16 protein-coding genes and 1 other annotated feature are annotated in these 21,727 nt (G+C 32.7%); of the genes, 15 read left to right on the plus strand and 1 reads right to left on the minus strand.

The genetic code is table 11. The features are described from left to right. The first annotated feature begins 95 nt into the window (after window positions 1-95). Genes JOC70_RS05855 through JOC70_RS05890 form a run of 8 tightly spaced genes read left to right on the plus strand, consistent with a single transcriptional unit; the run spans window position 96 to window position 11,478 of the window. Window positions 96-1,295, plus strand: a complete 1,200-nt coding sequence (locus JOC70_RS05855) for a S41 family peptidase (protein ID WP_204597955.1) — start codon at window positions 96-98, stop codon at window positions 1,293-1,295. A gap of 17 nt (window positions 1,296-1,312) precedes the next feature. Next, a complete protein-coding gene (locus JOC70_RS05860; RefSeq protein ID WP_204597956.1) occupies window positions 1,313-2,611 on the plus strand; it encodes a PDZ domain-containing protein in 1,299 nt (432 codons plus the stop codon). 3 nt (window positions 2,612-2,614) lie between these two features. Continuing rightward, window positions 2,615-4,600: an excinuclease ABC subunit UvrB gene (uvrB, locus tag JOC70_RS05865; RefSeq protein WP_204597957.1), complete on the plus strand. Its 1,986-nt coding sequence runs from the start codon at window positions 2,615-2,617 to the stop codon at window positions 4,598-4,600. Window positions 4,601-4,627: 27 nt separating this feature from the next. Further along, window positions 4,628-7,453: an excinuclease ABC subunit UvrA gene (gene uvrA / locus JOC70_RS05870; RefSeq protein ID WP_204597958.1), complete on the plus strand. Its 2,826-nt coding sequence runs from the start codon at window positions 4,628-4,630 to the stop codon at window positions 7,451-7,453. Between the two features lie 17 nt (window positions 7,454-7,470). Further along, on the plus strand, window positions 7,471-7,902 hold the full coding sequence (locus JOC70_RS05875; RefSeq protein WP_204597959.1) for an FHA domain-containing protein: 432 nt from the start codon (window positions 7,471-7,473) through the stop codon (window positions 7,900-7,902). A gap of 18 nt (window positions 7,903-7,920) precedes the next feature. Continuing rightward, window positions 7,921-9,123 (plus strand): FtsW/RodA/SpoVE family cell cycle protein, encoded by a 1,203-nt coding sequence (locus JOC70_RS05880; RefSeq protein ID WP_204597960.1) that lies wholly within the window; start codon window positions 7,921-7,923, stop codon window positions 9,121-9,123. Between the two features lie 4 nt (window positions 9,124-9,127). Then, window positions 9,128-10,555, plus strand: coding sequence for a peptidoglycan D,D-transpeptidase FtsI family protein (locus tag JOC70_RS05885; RefSeq protein ID WP_204597961.1), 1,428 nt, complete (start codon window positions 9,128-9,130; stop codon window positions 10,553-10,555). 23 nt (window positions 10,556-10,578) lie between these two features. Further along, window positions 10,579-11,478, plus strand: a complete 900-nt coding sequence (locus JOC70_RS05890; protein WP_204597962.1) for an HD domain-containing protein — start codon at window positions 10,579-10,581, stop codon at window positions 11,476-11,478. 21 nt (window positions 11,479-11,499) lie between these two features. On the opposite strand, the gene tyrS is transcribed toward JOC70_RS05890, so the two are convergent. After that, complete coding sequence (gene tyrS / locus JOC70_RS05895; RefSeq protein ID WP_204597963.1) at window positions 11,500-12,720, minus strand: tyrosine--tRNA ligase; 1,221 nt, start codon at window positions 12,718-12,720, stop codon at window positions 11,500-11,502. 59 nt (window positions 12,721-12,779) lie between these two features. Then, window positions 12,780-13,040: a binding site (T-box leader), on the minus strand. Window positions 13,041-13,253: 213 nt separating this feature from the next. On the opposite strand from tyrS, the gene JOC70_RS05900 reads away from it, so the two are divergent. The 7 genes from JOC70_RS05900 to JOC70_RS05930 all read left to right on the plus strand — a co-directional run bounded on the left by JOC70_RS05900 (window position 13,254) and on the right by JOC70_RS05930 (window position 21,673). Then, complete coding sequence (locus JOC70_RS05900; protein WP_204597964.1) at window positions 13,254-13,859, plus strand: metal-dependent hydrolase; 606 nt, start codon at window positions 13,254-13,256, stop codon at window positions 13,857-13,859. A 77-nt stretch (window positions 13,860-13,936) separates the two neighbouring features. Beyond that, on the plus strand, window positions 13,937-15,805 hold the full coding sequence (gene uvrC, locus JOC70_RS05905; RefSeq protein ID WP_204597965.1) for an excinuclease ABC subunit UvrC: 1,869 nt from the start codon (window positions 13,937-13,939) through the stop codon (window positions 15,803-15,805). 202 nt (window positions 15,806-16,007) lie between these two features. Next, the gene (gene murB, locus JOC70_RS05910; RefSeq protein WP_204597966.1) at window positions 16,008-16,925 is read left to right on the plus strand and encodes a UDP-N-acetylmuramate dehydrogenase; all 918 of its coding nucleotides are present in this window, start codon (window positions 16,008-16,010) and stop codon (window positions 16,923-16,925) included. Between the two features lie 243 nt (window positions 16,926-17,168). Next, a complete protein-coding gene (gene rapZ, locus JOC70_RS05915) occupies window positions 17,169-18,053 on the plus strand; it encodes an RNase adapter RapZ (protein WP_204597967.1) in 885 nt (294 codons plus the stop codon). Beyond that, entirely contained in the window at window positions 18,050-19,384 is a 1,335-nt protein-coding gene (locus tag JOC70_RS05920; protein ID WP_204597968.1) for a gluconeogenesis factor YvcK family protein, read from the plus strand. The genes rapZ and JOC70_RS05920 overlap by 4 nt, the downstream gene beginning before the upstream one ends. A gap of 5 nt (window positions 19,385-19,389) precedes the next feature. Continuing rightward, window positions 19,390-20,343 carry a DNA-binding protein WhiA gene (gene whiA, locus JOC70_RS05925; protein WP_204597969.1) on the plus strand — a complete coding sequence of 318 codons (954 nt, stop codon included), beginning with the start codon at window positions 19,390-19,392 and terminating at the stop codon, window positions 20,341-20,343. A 1-nt stretch (window position 20,344) separates the two neighbouring features. Then, window positions 20,345-21,673 carry a DRTGG domain-containing protein gene (locus tag JOC70_RS05930; RefSeq protein ID WP_204597970.1) on the plus strand — a complete coding sequence of 443 codons (1,329 nt, stop codon included), beginning with the start codon at window positions 20,345-20,347 and terminating at the stop codon, window positions 21,671-21,673. Window positions 21,674-21,727: the final 54 nt, after the last annotated feature.

A 21,727-nucleotide genomic window follows, 5' to 3' on the forward strand; every position in this document is an offset into this window, starting at 1 on the left:
AATTTAGTGTTATAATTATCTTAAGTTTATATAAACATATATATAGAAGAGATAGTAGATAGTCTGTACTTGAAAGGATAAGGAGTGATTGTTTTATGAATAAGAAAAGGTGGGTAATAACGACGATTTTAATTGTAATAGTAACTAATGCTATTACATTTTTAGGAACTAACGCAGTGTCGCTTATGATGCCTAATGGGAAAGTTATAGTTAGTAGAGATGATTATAATAGTTTTACTGAGTTTTCAAAGCTTTATGAAATAAAGAATGTACTTTATGAATTATATGATGGAAAGATAGATAATGGAGCTATTGAAGAAGGTGCAATAAAGGGTATGACTTCAGCTTTAAATGACCCTTATACAGTATTTATGGATAAAAAAGAATACACCGAATTTAATACTCAGACAGAAGGAAATTATAGCGGAGTTGGTCTTCAAGTACAGTCAAAGGACAACAAAATAGTAATAGTAGATATATTTGAAGAGTCTCCTGCTAAAAAGGCAGGACTTCTTCCAAGAGATGAAATAGAAAAAGTAAATGGAACTGCTGTAAGTGGAAAAGAACTTGATAAAGCAGTAACCATGATGAAGGGGCAAGAAGGAACAGAAGTAACTCTTACACTATTTAGAGAAGAGAAAGGAAACTTTGATGTAAAGCTAAAAAGGGCTAAAATTAATATGGTTACAGTTAAAGGTGAAATGTTAGATAATAATATTGGATATGTAGCTGTAAGTATGTTTGATGAAAATACATCTAAAAACTTTAAAAGGGAACTTGATACATTAAGTTCAAAGGGAGCAAAGGCATTTATACTTGATTTAAGAGGTAATCCAGGTGGTCTTTTAGATGAATGTGTGGATATGGTTTCAAATTTTGTGCCTAAGGATAAGGTTATAGTTTCAACAATTGATAAGTATAAAAGAGAAAAGAAATACAATTCAATTGGAGGCAAATATGTAGGAGTACCTTTAGTACTTTTGACAGATGAAGGGTCAGCTAGTGCATCTGAGATATTTTCTGGAGCTATAAGAGATTATAAAGCGGGTACATTGGTAGGAGAAAAAACCTTCGGGAAGGGTGTAGTTCAAACTGTTCTTGAAACAGGAGAAGGAACAGCTCTAAAGGTCACAGTATCTAAGTATTATACGCCTAATGGAGAAAACATTCATGGCACAGGAATAAAGCCAGATATAGAAGTGAAGTATCCAGAGGAACTTTTAAAGAAGCCTTATGATAGAACTACAGATCCTCAATTTCAAAAGGCTCTCCAGCTAATAAAAGGAAAACTCTAGGAAGGGAATACAATGAAATGAATATTTTAATATATACTTTAAGAAGGTTAGCAATTACATTAACAGATCCATATTATATATTCTTTTTAGCTGTTTTAGTATTTATGCTTTATAAACGGAATAGAAAAATATCAATAATGCAAAAGATGATAATTGGGGAGCCCTTGTACTCCCCTTTTGAATTAACAATTTCTCAGCTAGTACTTGGAATATTTGCAGGAATTTTGGCAAGTATTATGATGTCCTACTTAGGTGTAATATATTATGGTACTGAAGTTATTGAGATATTATTTATGACATCTATATTTCTTGCTATATTTAGTCCTAAATTTATATGTTTTTCATATTCAGCTGCAATTTTAGGTGCATTAAGCATAATACTTACCGTAGTTTATCAAAATGCAGGAGTAGGAGAAAATACTTTCTTAAGAGTAGATATACCGTCTTTAATAGCTACAGTAGCAGTGCTTCATTTTGTGGAAGGTATTTTAATTATTATAGATGGAAAAAGGGGTAATATTCCGGTATTTAGAAAGGTTCAGGGAGAGATTCAAGGTGGATTTGCCTTTAGGAGATACTGGACCGTTCCAATAGCCCTATTTATTATGGTGAATACAAGCTTAATAGCAGACTTAGGTACTACAGAACCTATGCCTAATTGGTGGCCAATTGTTAAGACATCAATACCAAGTGAAATACTTAAAAAATCAGTAGTAGCGCTCATACCTTTCTATGGTATGCTTGGGTATAAGTCAAATACCTTTACTCAAACTAAAAATCAAAAGACTTTAATGTCGGGACTATTTGTAATAGCTTATAGTATGGCATTATTTTTAGTGGCACAACTTGCTCATATAAACATATTTTTTCAGGCCTTAGCTGTGGTATTTGCACCAGTAGGTCACGAAGCAATGATTAGAATTCAGGCTTATTTTGATAATACAATGGAAGCAAAATATGTTAGCCGTGATGGAATTATGGTACTTGAAGTATCACCAAATTCTATTGGAAAAGCTTTAGAAATTAAAGGTGAAGATACAATTGTGGAAATGAATGAAGAAGAGGTAAAAACTGAGGAAGATATAAGTAGAATTTTACATTCTAAACCTGAAAGTATATTCTTTAAAATAAGAAACCCAAGAGGTGAGATGAGAGAGACAAGTAAACATCCTTATCAAAAGGGGAAAACTATACTTGGGATACTTATTGTCCCAACAAAAGTTGATAAACCTGAATCAATGAGAGACTTTGAGAAGGAGAATTTTTCTGATATATTAGATAAAATAAAGAATGATAAAGAAGATGGTGATGAATAGGTAATGAGAAAGTTTAAAATACATTCAAAATTTAAACCTACAGGAGATCAACCTCAAGCAATAAATAATTTAGCAGAAAGAATTGAAAATGGAGAAAAGTTTCAAACATTACTTGGAGTTACAGGTTCAGGAAAGACTTTCACAATGGCAAATATAATAGAAAGGGTCCAAAAGCCTACATTAATACTTGCCCACAATAAGACTCTAGCAGCACAGCTTTGCTCTGAATTTAGAGAGTTCTTTCCTGAAAATTCTGTGGAGTATTTTGTATCGTATTATGATTATTATCAGCCAGAAGCTTATGTTGCACAAACAGACACTTACATAGAAAAGGATGCTTCTATAAATGATGAAATAGATAAATTAAGGCACTCTGCAACCTCTGCTCTCTTAGAGGGAAGGGATGTTATAATTGTAGCTTCTGTATCTTGTATATATGGACTTGGTAATCCTGAGGAGTATAAGAATCTTACAATCTCCTTAAGAGAAGGTATGGAAAAGGACAGAGATGAGGTTTTAAAAAAGCTTATTGAGATTCAATATGAGAGAAACAATATAGAGTTTACACGTGGTACCTTTAGGGTTAAGGGAGATGTTCTTGATATATTCCCTGCTTCATCCACAAACGTGGGGATAAGAGTAGATTTTTTTGGGGATGAAATTGAAAAAATAAGAGAATTTGATGCGTTAACAGGAGAGATAATTGGAACAAGAAAACATGTAGCTATCACTCCAGCTTCTCACTTTGCTACATCTAGGGAAAGACTAGAAGGGGCCATAGGAAGAATTGAAGCAGAACTTGAAGCAAGAGTAAAGGAGCTTTTATCAGAGGATAAGGTGTTAGAAGCTCAAAGACTTAAACAAAGAACTAATTTTGACATAGAAATGATGAGAGAAGTAGGATATTGCAGCGGTATAGAAAACTATTCAAGAATACTTGATGGAAGAGCAGCTGGAACTTGCCCTCAAACCTTAATAGATTATTTTCCAGATGATTTCTTGTTATTTATAGATGAAAGTCATGTGACTTTACCTCAAGTTAGAGCTATGTATGCGGGAGATAGATCTAGGAAGGAGTCCTTAGTAAACTACGGATTTAGGCTTCCTTCGGCTTATGATAATAGGCCATTAAGATTCGAGGAATTTGAACAGAAGTTAAATCAAGTAGTTTTTGTAAGTGCTACACCATCGAGTTATGAACTCGAACATTCAACAAATGTAGCTGAACAAATTATAAGGCCTACAGGACTTCTAGATCCTGAAATAATTATAAAACCAGTAAAGGGTCAAATAGATGATTTGTATTCAAGGATAAAAGAAACTATTGATAATGGTTTTAGAGTTTTGGTTACTACTCTAACTAAAAAAATGGCAGAGGATTTAACAGCGTATTTTAAAGAAATGAATATAAAGACAAATTATCTTCATTCAGATATAAAGACAATTGAAAGAATGGAACTTATTCGTGATTTAAGAAAGGGCCAGTATGATGTACTTGTAGGTATAAACCTTCTAAGAGAGGGACTTGATATTCCAGAGGTAGCTCTAGTTGCAATACTTGATGCAGATAAAGAGGGATTTTTGAGATCAGATAGATCCTTGATTCAGATAATAGGTAGAGCTGCAAGAAATTCAGAAAGTAGGGTTATAATGTATGCAGATACAGTAACCAAATCCATGGATAGAGCAATTAAGGAAACAAATAGAAGAAGAAAAATACAAATAGAGTATAACGAAAAGCATGGAATAGTTCCAAGAACTATAATAAAGGATATAAGAGAAGTAATTGAGGCAACTCAGGTTGTAGAAGATAGTGCTACTTATGATAGTTTAGAAGAGGCAGTTAAGGCAAGTAATGATAGCGTTGAATCACTTATAAAGAAGTATGAAGATGAAATGAAAGAAGCTTCAAAGAAACTTGAATTTGAAAAGGCTGGAAGGCTTAGAGATATGATTTATAAATTGAAAAAGAAAATAGTCAAAGAGTAGTACACTAAGGAGGATGGAAATAAATTTATGATTGATAAAATAATTATAAAGAATGCTAAGGTTCATAATTTAAAAAATGTAAGCCTTGAAATTCCAAGAGATAAGTTCGTAGTTTTTACTGGACTTTCAGGCTCAGGGAAATCATCTCTTGCCTTTGATACATTATATGCAGAAGGACAAAGAAGATATGTAGAATCTTTATCATCCTATGCAAGACAGTTTTTGGGACAAATGGATAAACCAGATGTTGAATACATAGAGGGACTTTCCCCAGCAATTTCAATAGATCAAAAAACTACTAGCAGAAATCCAAGATCTACCGTAGGAACTGTAACAGAAATATATGATTATTTAAGGCTTTTATATGCAAGGATTGGAATTCCTCATTGCCCAAGTTGCGGTAAGGAAATAAAAAAGCAAACAATAGATCAAATGGTGGATAAAATATTAGAATTACCTGAAAGAACTAAAATACAAGTTTTAGGTCCTATTATAAGAGGGAAAAAAGGTGAACATGTCAAGTTAATTGAGAATATAAAAAAGAATGGATATGTAAGAGCTAGAATAGATGGAAATACTGTGGATTTAGAGGATGAAGAGATAAAGCTTGAAAAGAACAAAAAGCATACCATAGAGGTAGTAGTAGATAGGCTCATGGTAAAAAATGATGTAAGAAGCAGGTTATCAGATTCTATTGAAACAGCCTTAAAACTTGGAGAAGGTCTTATTATCATAAATATAATTGATGGGGAAGATATTTTATTTAGTGAAAATTTTGCTTGCCCTGATTGTGGTATAAGCGTTGGAGAAATATCGCCTAGAACATTTTCCTTCAATGCGCCATTTGGAAAGTGTAATAAATGTGATGGACTTGGAACGCTGTTAGAAATTGATGAAAATTTAGTAATTCCTGATAAGAGCAAAAGTATCATGGAAGGTGCTGTTTTGCCTTGGGCTAACAGTGTATTAAAGGAAGAGTCTTGGACTTACGGTATATTACAATCTTTATCGAAGGAATATCACTTTAAATTAGATACTCCAATAGAAGAGCTTTCTCCTGAAATAGTAGATATGCTTCTATATGGATTAAATGGAGAAAAGATAAGAGTTAGATACACTAAGGATGGTAAGACTTCAGACTTTTATCATGCCTTTCCGGGAGTTATTAATAATTTAAAAAGAAGATATTTTGAAACTAATTCAGAAGCTATGAAAAATGATATAGAGAACTATATGAGTAATAATCCTTGTCCAAAATGTAAAGGTGCAAGATTAAGCCCAGAACCTCTGGCGGTAACAGTTGGAGGGAAAAATATATATGAATTTACAACTATGGCTATAAAAGAAGAATTGGAGTTTATAAATTCAATAGAGTTTACAGAAAAAGAAAAAATAATAAGTAACCAAATATTAAAGGAAATAAGAAGTAGATTAAACTTTCTTATAGATGTAGGTCTTGATTATTTAGATTTGGCTAGAACTGCAGGAACTTTGTCTGGTGGAGAAGCACAAAGAATAAGGCTTGCAACTCAAATAGGTTCAAGTCTGGTTGGGGTTTTATACATATTAGATGAACCAAGTATTGGACTTCACCAAAGGGATAATGACAAATTAATATCCACGTTACAGCATTTGAGGGACATAGGAAATACTTTAATTGTGGTAGAACATGATGAAGATACCATGAAAGCTGCAGATTATATAGTTGACATTGGCCCTGGAGCAGGAGAACATGGTGGAGAAATAGTTGCAGAAGGCCCTATTGATGATATAATAAAAAATGAAAAATCAATCACTGGTCAATATTTAAGCGGTAAAAAGAAAATAGAATTACCAAGTGAAAGGAAAAAGACTTCAGGTAATTATATAACCATAAAGGGTGCTAACGAAAATAACTTAAAAAATGTAAATGTGAAATTTCCACTGGGAGTTTTGACTTGCGTTACTGGAGTTTCAGGCTCAGGTAAAAGTACACTAGTAAATGAAATACTATATAAAGGGCTAAACAAAAAACTGAATAATTCTAAAGATATGCCTGGGAAACATAAGGATATAGAGGGTGTGGAAAATATTGATAAAATAATTAATATTGACCAAAGTGCTATTGGAAGAACTCCAAGGTCAAACCCAGCTACCTATACTGGGATGTTTGATATAATAAGAGAAATATATTCAAGTACTTCAGAATCTAAATTAAGAGGATATAAGCCGGGCAGGTTTAGCTTCAATGTAAAAGGTGGAAGGTGTGAGGCTTGCAGGGGCGATGGTATAATAAAGATAGAGATGCAGTTCTTATCTGATGTATATGTTCCTTGTGAAGTTTGCAAGGGCAAAAGATACAATAGAGAAACCTTAGAGGTAAAATATAAGGGTAAAAACATAGATGATTTACTTAGTATGACTGTAGAAGAAGCATTAGGGTTCTTTGAGAATATCCCAAGAGTGAAAAATAAGCTTCAAACACTTATGGATGTAGGACTTGGATACGTAAGACTTGGTCAGCCTTCGACACAGCTATCTGGTGGAGAGGCACAAAGAATTAAACTTGCCTATGAGCTTTCAAAAAGAGGTACAGGAAAGACGCTGTATATATTAGATGAACCAACTACAGGATTGCATATAGATGATGTAAGCAGGCTTATAACTATACTTCAAAGACTTGTGGATACAGGGAATACAGTAGTTGTTATAGAGCATAATTTAGATGTAATAAAATGTGCAGACCACGTAATAGATTTAGGGCCAGAGGGTGGAGCAAAGGGAGGAACTATAATTGCAACAGGAACTCCAGAAGATATAAGTGAAGCTGAGGGATCCTATACAGGATTTTATCTTAAAAAGATGTTGAAATGATAAAAAGAAGGTGATTTATGTTGTTGGCTAAGTTAAGCCCAATATTTACTTTAATTATAATAGCTATAGTCTATATGATAATTTTTACAGCCCTTAGAATAATGAATAAAGATATAAAGGGTGGAACAAGAAAAAAATCTCAAAAGAAGGCTGCGGGATTAGAAATCATAGAACCTGGGAATAGCTATAATTTAAAAAGAGGAGGGGTAATCCCCCTCAAAGGTCAAATAACCATAGGAAGAAAAGAAGATAATACATTTATGTTAGACGATCCCTATGTTTCTGCAAAACATGCAAGGATTTATGCGAAGTCTGGAGATTATATCATTGAAGATCTAGGAAGCACTAACGGTACTTTGGTAAATGATGGTGAAATAGAAGGAAAGAAGTACTTGGAAACAGGAGACATTATAAAAATAGGAAATACAGTACTTAAGTTCTTAATTTAATTTTGGGATGGTGGTCTTTTGGATACCAGAAAAGATGAAAAAAAGCTCTTAAAATATACATATTTACTTTGTATAGTAGGGTTTTTTAATTTAACAATAATAAAGGAGCCTTTTGATAAGGGTGCTATGCTTATGGCGCTGGCAACGTGTCTTCTTATAGGATATTCTTATTTTATAATAAGGAGATTTTTTTCAGAAGGAGATAAATTTATATTTATATTCTCTAGTATTTTAGCGGTTATAGGGATTATAATGCTATACAGAATAGATACCGCAACTGCTATAAAGCAAATAGTATGGTTTGCTATAGGGGTTACAGGTTTTATATTAATAGTTGTAATCCTGCCAGACTTAAAAAGATTCGTAAAATTTAAGTATGTATACTTGGGTATAACTGTAATACTTATGGCCATGGGGACACTCATGGGAAAAGAGACTTATGGGGCAAAAAACTGGGTAAGTATTGCGGGATTTGCCTTCCAGCCATCGGAATTTGGAAAACTTTTTTTAGTTGCATATTTATCAGCGGCTTTGAAGGATTATAAAGACTTTAAAAACTTAATAGAACCTGGAATAGTTGTTATGTTAAGTTTAGGATTTATGGTTTTACAAAGGGATCTTGGAAGTGCGTTAATGTTTTTTGGAATATCTATTACTATGCTATATATAGCTACATCTAATTTTAAATACGTATTAGTTTGTCTAGTACTATTTGCACTAGGAGCAGTTATAAGTTATGGATTATTTGACCATGTAAAGCTTAGGGTTTTAATTTGGAAAAATCCTTGGCCATATGCTACAGATAAAAGCTATCAAGTTGTACAGTCTCTCTTAGCTATAGCATCAGGTGGACTTACAGGATCAGGATTAGGACTTGGGTATCCTAAGTATATACCAGTAAGGACAACGGATTTTATTTTTTCTGTAATATGTGAGGAACTTGGAATACTAATGGGATTTGCCATTATACTTATATACTTTTTACTTTTTTACAGGTGTATGAGAGCAGCTATATACGCAGGAGATGATTTTTCAAGACTTATTACAGTTGGATACAGTGCTATGATAGCTTGCCAGGTATTTGTTATAATTGGAGGGGTAATAAACCTGATACCGCTAACTGGTATAACATTGCCTATGGTAAGTTATGGCGGAAGCTCCATGCTTAGTACGTTTTTCGCACTAGGTATAATACAAAAGGTTTCTGAAGAAGGAAGATAAGATTATGAAGGATATATCGAATAATATAAAAAAAGTACTGATAGTATTTTTAATATGTTTTGTGGGGTTAATATCATACATAACATATTTTCAAGTAATGGTCGCACCGAAAATTGTAAATAGCCAGTATAATGCACGTATGTGGGCTAAGAGAGATGAAGTTTTAAGAGGAAGTATATTTGATAGAAATATGAAGGTGCTTTCTAAAAGTACTAGAGTAGATACTGAAACTCAAAAAAGAAACTATGAAGGTGGAGAAGCATTTGCTCATGCTTTAGGATACGTAGATGTTCGATATGGAATTACTGGACTTGAAAGAAGATATGATAAGGAATTATCTACGAGCAGCATAAGAGACACTTTATTGAATATATTAAAATTACCAGGACAGACAAAAGAAAAGTATGGGAGTAATTTAAAAACTACCTTAGATTTTAATATACAAAAAAAGGCTTATGAACTTTTAGGAAATAACAAGGGGGCAGTGGTAGCGCTGAACCCTAAAACAGGAGAAATATTGGCTTTAATATCAAAGCCATCTTTTAATCCTAATAATCTTGAGGAAAATTGGAAGAATATTAATGCTAATAAGGATAGGCCGCTGCTCAATAGGGCGACTTCAGGTATGTATCCACCAGGGTCTACTTTTAAGGTAATAACTGCAATAAGCGCGTTGGAAAATATCGATGATATTACGAGTAAAAGAATTCAAGATAAAGGGATACTAGTATTTAATGAAAAGGAATCTCTAAAAAACTATAACGGAGAAGTTTTGGGCAATATAGGTCTTAAAGAAGCCTTTATACATTCAAGTAATGTTTATTTTGGAAGTCTAGGTATTGACCTTGGAAATGGTAAGCTCAAAGATACCGCAGAAAAATTTTACTTCAACAAAGATATACCGGCAGATGGAGTTGTAATTGAAAATAGTAAATTTCCATCCTTTAAAAGTTATGAAAAAGGTAATATAGCTCAAAGTGCTATAGGACAGTCGACAGTACTTTCAACTCCTATGGAGATGGCGTTAGTAGCAAGCACCATAGCAAATGATGGAACTATGATGAAGCCTCATATAGTAAAAGGAGTTATGGATAGTAAAAATAGCTTAGTAAGTGAAGTGAAACCGCAGAAGATAGATGATGTTACAACAAAGGAAAATGCACAGATAATAAAGAATTATATGAGAGAAGTTGTGGCTCAGGGTACAGGGGGAAATGCATCTGTATATGGAATAAAGGTAGCAGGTAAAACCGGTACTGCAGACCATAAGGAAGAAGGAAGTGGAGCAAAGCCTCATTCATGGTTTATAGGATTTGCACCATATGAGAATCCTGAAATAGCCTTGGCAGTTATTGTTGAAGATGGTGGTCAAGGAGGAGTTTTAGCGGCAAGCATAGCTTCAGGAGTTATAAAGGAAGCTTTATCAAAATAAGTATTACGGAAAGGGGAATTTTGGTGAAGATAAAGGAAATAGGAGAGCTTAAAAATGGGGAACAGGTGGACTTTAATGCCTTAGTTAGTGATAAAAGAACTGGTTATAAAAAAGATGGAACCCCCTACTTATTACTTATAATGCAAGATAACACAGGAAGTATAGCCTTCCCTGTATGGACCAACTATGATAAATTAAATACCATAGTAGAGGTAAATACGTTAATAAATGTAACAGGTATCGTAGCTAGATTTAATGGAAATGTTCAAGTAAGAAATCCAATGATAAATTCCATTTCTATGGAAGGAGTGAATTATGAGGATTTTGTACCGCAATATGATATACCAGAAGAGTTAATAGATTATTTTAATTATATGGTGTTAGATATGGAAGAAAAATATCAAAAGATAGCCACCGCAGCAACTGGAGCTATGGGTTATAATGATGAGAGATGGGATGCTTTTATAAATTGTGTGGCAGCCGAAAAGTTTCATGGCAACAAAAGAGGAGGATTGTTCCTTCATACAGTGGGAGTTATGAAAGCTGTAGAGAATGTAGTGAAGGATTATATAACAAATCCATTCTATATGAGTGCAGCTAAGGTAATTAATAAAGACAGACTCATGCTTAAGGCGATTATTCACGATATAATGAAAATTAAGGAATATGATTATAAGGGAATAATAAGAAGAAAAGACATAAAGTTAGACCACTTAGTACTTGGGGCAGGATACGTAAGAGAAATAAATGTAGAAGTAGGCAATCTTCTTTCAGAGGAAGAGTTAGATGATATATGTTACTCAATACTTTCCCATCACGGCCAATTTGGTAACTTTGAACCAAAGGGAATAGAGGATATACTTTTAAATATGGCAGATATTATAGATAGTCAAGTTGTAAATGCCATTGAGAATAAGATATAGGGGAATTGCTTTGCAATTTCCCTATATTTTTATTTTAATAAACTTAGATTTTCCAATTTGAATGGTGAAGCTCTTATGTGGATTTAACATTGTAAATTCATTAAACCTTTCTCCATCTATTTTCATAGCATTTTGACCAATAAGTCGTCTGGCTTCGCTGTTACTTTTAGCAAGCTCATTTATAACCATGATTTTTACAAGATCAATTTGTCCATCGCTTGTGACAAAATCAGAGGATAAATTGAATTCAGCTATATCATCTGGGATTAGATTTTTTTGAAAAACAGTTTTAAAGTGGTCTTCAGCAATTTCTGCTTCATTTGATCCACAATATAAGGTTGTTATTTCTTTTGCAAGCTTCATTTTAACATCACGAGGATTAGTATTTGGATTGTTAAGCTCTACCTTAATTAACTCAATTTCATCTGGATGAATATCTGTTGCAAGTTCAAAGTATTTAATAATAAGGCTATCTGGAATAGTCATGGTCTTTTGGTAAATATCAACCGCATTTTCATGTATACCAATGTAGTTGCCAAGACTTTTGCTCATTTTTTCAATTCCATCTGTACCTTCAAGCAAAGGCATAAATAATGCAATTTGACTATCCTGACCATAATCTTTTTGCAGGGTTCGACCCATAAGGATGTTAAAAGTTTGATCTGTGCCGCCCATTTCAATATCTGCTTTTATTTCTACAGAGTCATATGCTTGCATTAATGGATAGAAAAATTCGTGAAGCCCAATAGGCTCATTATTTTTATATCTTTTTTCAAAGTCATCTCTTTCAAGTATTCTGGCAACAGTAACTTTACCTGCAAGCTTTAGTATGTCTTCGAAGTTTAGCTTTGATAACCACTCGCTGTTGAATCTAAGGTCAGTTTTTTCTTTATCCAGGATTTTAAAAATCTGATTCTTATAAGTCTTTGCATTTTCTAGTACTTGCTCAGTAGTCAACGGTTTACGTGTCTTGCTTTTGCCTGATGGATCGCCAATTCTGCCTGTAAAATCTCCAATTATAATTACTGCCCGATGGCCTAAGTCCTGCATTTGCTTAATTTTGCGAAGTACAACAGCATGGCCTAAATGGATATCTGGAGCAGAAGGATCTAGACCAAGCTTAACTATAAGGGGGGTATTTGATGCAATGCTTTTTTCTAACTTTTGCATCAAATTCTCTTCGCTAACAACTTGATTTACCCCTTTCATAATAATTTTAAATTGTTCTTGTGCACTTTTCATTGTGTTCATCCTCTCCAATAAATTTATATAAAATAAAAAACTCCCGTTCTCTGCATTATGCAGAGGACGGGAGAATTACTCACGTGTTACCACCTCAATTTTGTTTACACATCACTGTATAAACCTCATCAGGTACGGCACAAAAGTGCTTATACCTTAGCGATATAACGGTCGCACCCGGCAACAGCCTACTAAGATATAAAATCTTTTCAGTGTGCCACTCAGAGATGTATTCAAAATCTGTTTTCTGCACCTCTCATCACCCGGTAGCTTTCTGTTGAAAACGTATGATTTCTACTTCTTCTCGTCGCAGTTTTGTTGTATGATTGGTAGTTTAGCACCAATATAATAAAATGTCAATACAGCATTTTAAAACATAGGGAATGCTTATTAGTTATTAACTGTGAATAGCAACTATTCAACATAAATCTTCTATGTTCGCTATTAATTATTAATGGGTTTATGTATAATAGGGTTAAAATAAGCAAAAAAATAAATAGTTCAAAGTCGTAAAAAAATAGAGAGGATAATTTATGAAAGGAAAGACACATGCAGGTGTAGGTATAGTTACTTATTTGCTGCTTTATAATAAATTGCCTGATAAGGTGAGTTTGACTGGATTAGCTGTAGTAACATTTGCATCACTGCTTCCAGATATAGATCACCCTAAAAGCATAATTAATCAATATATACTGCCTTTTAAAAATAAGATGACTAAGGTTGTATTATATGCTTGTAGTGGTATTATATTTTTATGGTATAGTTTTTTATATGATAAAGAACCTTATATAAAGACTATAGGAATATTTTTGATTTTAATAGCTGTCTCATCTCATAGAAAAGGTCTTACCCATAGTCTTATGGGAATGATATTATTTGCATTTCAAATAGCATATATAGGGAATGCATATGAAATAAGAAATTTAATTTATTACTTTATGCTAGGTTATGGTCTTCACCTACTCTGTGACATGGCAACAAATAGAGGAGTACCTCTTTTATATCCTTTCAAGGAAAAAAATATTAAACTTCCAATTACATTTAAGACTAATTCCTTTATAGGAAATTTTATAGAAACTCTAATAATTGTAGCGGGGCTTTTATATGTTATATATAGTTTCCCGAGTATATTTCAGTAACTAGTAGGCTAGTATCCAGTTTTATAAATCAAGGTTATTTACTGGGCACTGGTTACAAAATGAGAAGAGGTGATAAGATGTTTGATTTTGAATATCATTTAAAAGTATTACCAGATAAACCTGGAGTTTACATAATGAAAAATGCTTTAGGCGAAGTTATTTATGTAGGAAAAGCTAAGGTGCTTAAAAATCGAGTAAGGCAGTATTTTCAAAGTTCTCGTAATCACTCAGAAAAAGTAAAGGCTATGGTTAAAAATATAGCAGAATTTGAGTATATAGTTACCGATTCAGAAATGGAAGCACTTATATTAGAGTGTAACTTAATAAAAAAGCACAGACCTCGATACAATATATTACTTAAAGATGATAAAAGCTACCCATTTATAAAGGTAACAACTACAGAAGACTTTCCAAGGGTATTTGTAACAAGAAATTTCATAAAGGATGGAGCAAAATATTTTGGCCCTTATACTGATGTATCAGCAGTTTATGAAACATTGGAACTTATAAAAAAAATATTTCCTATAAGGACTTGTAAAAGGGTTATAAAAGAAGAAGATAAAGAAAGTGCAAGGCCTTGCTTAAATTATCATATAGGTCTCTGCAAAGGACCTTGTGCAAAGTTTATAAGTAAGGAAGGGTATAAAAGTATAATAAGTGATATTATAAGTCTTCTTTCTGGGAAGTCTGCAGATATTTTAAGAGATTTAGAAGATGAAATGGAAAAGGCAGCAGAAAGTCTTCAGTTTGAAAAGGCAGCAGCTCTTAGAGATAAGATAAATGCCATAAAAAAAATAACAGAAAAGCAAAAAATCATAACTTCTAACTTTGAAAATGAGGATTTTATAAGTCTTTACAAAGATGAAAAAGATGTGTGCGTTCAGGTGTTTTTCTTAAGAGAAGGAAAAATAGTTGGAAGAGAACACTTTATTATAGAAAATTCAGCGGATATGGAAGATAAAGAAATAATATCGGACTTTATAAAAAGTTTTTATGGAGCAGCAGCATTTATTCCTAAGTCTATATATGTAGAAGATATTGATGAACAAGAACTGTTAGAGCAGTGGCTTACTATGAAGCGTGGTTCTAAAGTTTGGATTAAAGTTCCTCAAAGGGGAGATAAAAAAGATACTTTAGATATGGTTAGAAGGAATGCAAAGATAACCTTAGAGCAGTTTAAAATTAAAATACTTCAAGATAAAGAACTTTATGAAGTAGCCTTAAGAGAACTTAGTGAAATACTAAACTTAGAAGACATTCCAAAGAGGATAGAAGCTTATGATATTTCCAATATACAAGGCATGGACTCAGTTGGAAGTATGGTGGTTTTTGAAAATGGTAAATCCAAAAATAGTGATTATAGGAGATTTAAGATAAATAGTGTAGTTGGGGCAAATGATTATGAGAGTATGAGAGAAATTCTTACAAGGAGATTTCAGCATGGGCTAGATGAAATTAGAGCGATAAGTGAAAAAAATCTTCAGGTAAGCTCGGGAAAGTTTTGTGTTTTTCCTGATTTAATACTCATGGATGGTGGAAAAGGTCAAGTGAATATAGCTTTGGAAGTATTAAGAGGATTTAAAATAGATATTCCTGTATGTGGTATGGTGAAAGATGACAAACACAGCACAAGAGGGCTTATATATAATAATCAGGAACTTCCTATTAAAAAACATTCTAACATAATGAGACTCATTACCAGAATTCAAGATGAAGTTCATAGATTTGCAATAACTTATCATAGATCATTGAGAAATAAAACAACTTTTCATTCTATATTAGATGATATACCAGGAGTTGGAGAAAGAAGAAGAAAAGAACTGCTAAAGAAATTTGGCAGCATAGAAAGCATAAAAAAAGCAAGTTATGAGGAAATTTTAGAAACTCCATCTATAGATAAAAAATCTGCACAAAATATAGTGGAATTTTTTAAAGATAATGCATAGTATAATTAATAGTTATAATTAATAGGTGGGAATTACTGATTATTTTTCAATAAAATTGGATAAAATGCAGATGGGTTGTTTTCTATATTAGGTATATATTTCCACTTTATTCGTTATTAATTGACTTTATAAATATTGATTAAGTGTTACTTATCCTTTATACTTATTTATGTATTAATTTTGATGTTAAGGAGAATATACTATGAGCTGTTATAAAGAATTTGCTATAAAATTGTACGATATTTTAGGTGAAGAAAATGTAAAAATAGATGAACCAATGAAAGCACATACATCTTTTAAAGTTGGAGGCCCAGCGGATATATTAGTAACTCCGAAGGACTATTCACATATACAATACTTAATAAAACATTGTAATGAAAATCATATACCATATTTCATTATAGGAAACGGATCAAATCTTCTTGTAAGAGATGGGGGAATAAGGGGAATTGTTATCAAACTTACAAGACTTGATAACATAAGTATAAGTGATAATAAAGTAACAGCAGGGGCTGGGGCATCACTTTCAAAGACTTCGAAGGCAGCTGCAGATGAATGCCTTACAGGATTTGAATTTGCAATTGGAATACCTGGAAGTATAGGTGGAGCGCTTACTATGAATGCAGGAGCATATAATGGGGAAATATCTCAAATAATTAAAGAAGCACTTGTCATAGATAAGGATGGAGAAATAAAGAAGTTATCTAAGGAAGAATTACAACTTGGATATAGAATGAGTGCCATTATTAAATATGGATATACAGTACTTGAAGCAACCTTTGAGCTTCAAAATGGTGAGTGTGAAAAGATACATGAAAGAATAGATGACTTGACTAGAAGAAGAACAGAAAAGCAGCCACTAGAATATCCTTCTGCGGGAAGTACTTTTAAGAGGCCTGAGGGTTACTTTGCAGCAAAGCTAATAGAAGACAGCGGGCTAAAGGGCATAAACATAGGGGATGCAGAAGTTTCATCAAAGCATTCAGGATTTATTATAAATAAGGGAAATGCAAATGCTCAGGATATTTTAGACTTGATCAAAAAGGTTCAAGAAACAGTAAAAGAAAACTTCAACGTTGATCTTCATACAGAAGTTATGATAGTAGGCGAAGAGAAATAATATTACATTTAAAGGTTAAGGATAAAGTACATATGTATATATCCTTAACTTTTATTTTTAACAGAAATTAATACATATTGATACCAATTAATAATAACTATCTCAGATAAAATTTCCATGTTAAATTCAAAGCTTAAAATTCATAATTGGTAATTGAAATATGTTATAATAAATAATAAAATATTTTAATAAATTGCGAAATGTAATGAAGGATTTCTATAAATGATGCAAGGAGGGTTAGAAATGAGATTTGTAATTGTAACAGGAATGTCCGGGGCAGGAAAAACTCAAGCTATTAGAAATTTAGAGGACCTAGGGTACTTTTGTATAGATAACTTGCCACCTACCCTCATACCTAAGTTTGCAGAAGTCTGCTATGAGGCGAGAGGGAAGATAGATAAAATTGCATTAGTAATTGATATAAGAGGTGGAGAGTTCTTCCATGATTTATTTCACAGTCTAAGTTATTTAAAAAGCCAAAATTATAAGTATGAAATTTTATTTTTAGATGCTTCAGATGAGGTGTTAGTAAAAAGATTTAAAGAGTGTAGAAGAAAGCATCCCTTAGCACCAGAAGGAAGAATCTTAAATGGAATAATTGAGGAAAGAAAGAGACTTAGGGAGGTAAAGGATAACGCAGATAATATAATAGATACCTCTAATTTTACAAATATGGTACTAAGGGAAGAAATAACAAGAGTTTATGGAGAAGAGGGACAGCTGGAAACTCAACTTATGATTACAGTGCTTTCTTTTGGCTTTAAATATGGAATTCCAGTAGATTCTGACTTAGTATTTGATGTTAGATTTTTACCTAATCCATTTTATATTCCAGAGCTTAAGGAGTTTTCAGGAAATGATACTCCTGTGGTAGAGTACGTTATGGGATATAATGAAACTAAGAATTTTATCGAGAAGTTGCAGGATATGTTAAACTTTTTAATACCAAATTACCAGAGAGAAGGAAAAAGACAGCTTATTGTATCAATAGGTTGTACTGGTGGCAGACATCGATCAGTTGCCATTGCAAATGCTATATATAAAAAGCTAAAGGAAGATGGACACAAGGCTAGTTTAGACCACAGAGATATAAATGAAGATATCAATAAGGGTGGTAAAAAGGTATGAAAATACTAGATTGGCTTAGGCCAGGAATCAAGGTAAAAAGATGGATATTACTTGGGGCCATGGGAATACTTTTTATTGCATTTGCGCTTTTGGAGTTTGTAAGGCATAGATTATATAGCTTTTATTATATGGCTTTTTATGTGTTTTTAATTACACTGGGTCTATTTGTACTATATATGTCTGTAACTCAAGGAATGCGTTCGATTATTGCACTTATAAATAAAGGTTATTTAAATGTGTCTTTAGATTCAAAAAAGTTAGAAACACTAATATATGAAAAAAGATTATTAGTAAAGGGTCCCAAAATAGTTGCAATAGGAGGGGGGACAGGACTTTCTACAATGCTTAGAGGACTAAAATATTATACCTCTAATATAACTGCAATAGTTACTGTTGCAGATGATGGAGGAGGTTCTGGGGACTTAAGAGAGGATCTTGGAATACTGCCTCCAGGAGATATAAGGAACTGTATCTTAGCACTATCTGATACAGAACCTTTAATGGAGGAATTACTTCAATATAGATTTAAAGATGGAAGACTTAAAAATCAAAGTTTTGGGAATTTGTTTTTAGCTGCTATGGACGGCATATCAACTACCTTTGAGGAAGCAGTTCAAAAGATGAGTTCCGTTCTTGCAGTAACAGGGAAAGTTATCCCTGTTACTTTAGAAAATGTGGTATTGAAGGCTGAACTTCAGAATGGAAACATAGTGGAGGGAGAATCTATGATTCCTGAGGAAGCATTAAGACAAAAAAGCCCAATTCAAAGGGTTTTTATAGAACCCAAAGATGCTAGGGCACTTAAGGAAGCTGTAAATGCCATAAGAGAAGCCGATGCTATCATACTAGGACCTGGAAGTCTATACACAAGTGTTATCCCTAATTTACTTATTAAAGATATAAGTTCCGCCCTTAAAAGAACTACTGCTATTAAAATATATGTGTCAAATATAATGACTCAGCCTGGAGAAACTGATAATTATGCTGTAAGCGACCATATTAAATCTATTTTTAGACATGCAGGGGATGAAGTTATTGACTATGTAATAGTAAATAATGGAGGAGTAGAAGAAGGACTTCAAGGAAAATATAAGGAAGAAGAGTCCCATATGGTTAATGTGGATATAGATGTGATAAATTCTATGAATATTAAAAGAATCGATGGAGATTTAATAAGTATTAAAAATGGTTTTATAAGACATAACTCTGAAAAGCTAGCATCTATGATTATAGAAACTATAATGGAAAAAACATTGCTGTACGATAAAAAGAAGATTATAGAATACTTCTATTTATCTGAAAGATTAAAAGAAAAAAAGAATAGGGAGTAAAAAATATGTCATTTTCAGCTAAAGTAAAAAACGAGGTATGTAGATATACAAAATTGTCAAAAGAAGAAGCTTTAGCAGAGCTATCGGCAATAATGAGAGCAAGTGGAACATTAACTTTTGGAAGTAATCGAAAGATAAGCTTTAAAATTACCACAGAAAATCCTGCTATTGCAAGAGTTGTTTTTAAATTACTTAAAGAGTACTTTAATATTCATGCAAAAATAATGATGAAAAGAAGTAATTCTTTTAAAAAAAATAACTTATATATTGTAGTCATAACAGAAGATTCAGATGTTAAAGGAATTTTGACTAAAACAGAAGTATTAATAGAGGAAGAAGGAATGCTTTCTTTAAACTATGGTATTTCTGATGAAATGATACCAGACGACTCTACTAAAAGAGCTTATATAAGAGGAGCCTTTTTAGGGGGAGGAAGTATAAGTAACCCTGAAAAAACCTATCATTTAGAATTTGTTACGCATAATGAAGACTATGCAAAAAAATTAAGCGATACAATAAATGTTTACGGACTAAATTCTAAAGTTATACAAAGAAAAAGCAGCTATATAATTTATATAAAAGAAGGAGAACAAATAATAGATCTTCTTAATGTAATTGGAGCCCATACATCACTTTTAGAATTAGAAAATGTACGTATTATGAAGGAAATGAGAAATAACGTAAATAGATTAGTTAACTGCGAAACTGCAAATTTAAGTAAAACTGTAAATGCAGCAGTAAGGCAAATAGAAAGTATAAAGCTTATACAGAGAGAAGTAGGTCTTCAAAGGCTTGCAAAAAACCTACGTGAAATTGCAGAGATAAGGCTGAAATATCCAGATGAATCCTTGAAAGAGTTAGGAGAAATGCTAAATCCTCCTGTGGGAAAGTCTGGTGTAAATCACAGACTTAGAAGAATTGAAAAAATTGCAGAAGAATTGAGAAAGGAAGGGAAGTAATATGTCTAAGCATAATAAAGTTATAAATTATATTACTTCCCTTCAAGTGGGAACTAAGATTTCTGTAAGAACTATGGCATCTAACTTAAATATAAGTGAGGGAACTGCCTATAAGGGAATTAAGGAATGTGAGGCATTAGGACTTGTAACAACTATTCCAAGAATAGGTACCGTTAGAATAGAAAAGCTTGAAAGAAAAAGTGAACATATGCTGACTTTTGGAGAAGTTGTAAATATAATTAATGGGAATTTAGTTGCAGGTAAAGATGGAATTCATAAAACTCTAAATCAATTTGTAATAGGGGCAATGACTCCTGAAGCAATAAGCGAATATATATATGAAGGATGTATTGTAATTGCAGGAAATAGAGAAATAGTTCATAGATTGGCTTTAGAAAAAGGTTGCGGAGTTATAATAACTGGTGGATTTAAATGTAGTGAAGACATAAAAGATCTTGCAAATGAACTTAAGCTTCCGGTAATATTAACCCCTTACGATACGTTTACTATAGCTACTATGATAAATAAGGCCATGTCTGAAACTATGGTTAAGAAAGATATTGTATTGGTAAAGGATATTATGGATATACAGTATCCTTTTTTAAAGGCTGAAGATAAAATAACGAGACTTAAAGAGCTTACATTAGAGGCTTCAGAAGCTTTGTTTCCTGTAGTAAATGATGATATGAAGCTGGTAGGGGTTGTGGGACTTAGAAACCTTTCATCTAAAATAGGAGATGATGAAAAGATAGAAAGAATAATGGATAAGAATTTTTTATTCTTAGAAATTGGTGATACGGCAGCATATGCAGCGCATTTAATGGAAAGTCAAGCAATGGAGTTTTGTCCAGTAAATTATAACAAAAAACTAGTTGGTGTAGTAAAAAGGGAAAATATAATAAGAGCCCTCAAACGTGTGAGCAATCAGCTGCAAATGGAAGAAAACTTAGAGTCAATAATACTTAGAAAGTTTAAATGTGAAAAGCGAGAGGACAAAGTTTATTTCTCAGGCAAGGTTGTACCTGAAATGCTTGATCCTATAGGTACTGCATCCTGGGGGTCATTAAACATGTTATTAACTACTGTGGGAATGCTTGCAATTAAGGAAAGAGACGTCATTAATTTAATTGTTGATAATGTATCTACTTACTTTGTAAAGCCACTTCAAATGGATGAGAAGGTAGCTATATATGCTGAAATAATGGATTATGGAAGAAATTCCTGTAAAATGGTTGGAAGAAGTTTTTATAAAGTAGAAGTGGAGATGTATAACGATAAAGGTGATTTAGTAGCAAAATGTATGATGTCAGCAAAGATGATAAGAAGCTAGTACCCGGTGAACAGTAACCCAGTGCTAGTCGGTGGCGACTTGAGATTTAACATA

It is taken from the genome of Clostridium pascui (assembly GCF_016908015.1).
Classification (GTDB): domain Bacteria; phylum Bacillota; class Clostridia; order Clostridiales; family Clostridiaceae; genus Clostridium_AK; species Clostridium_AK pascui.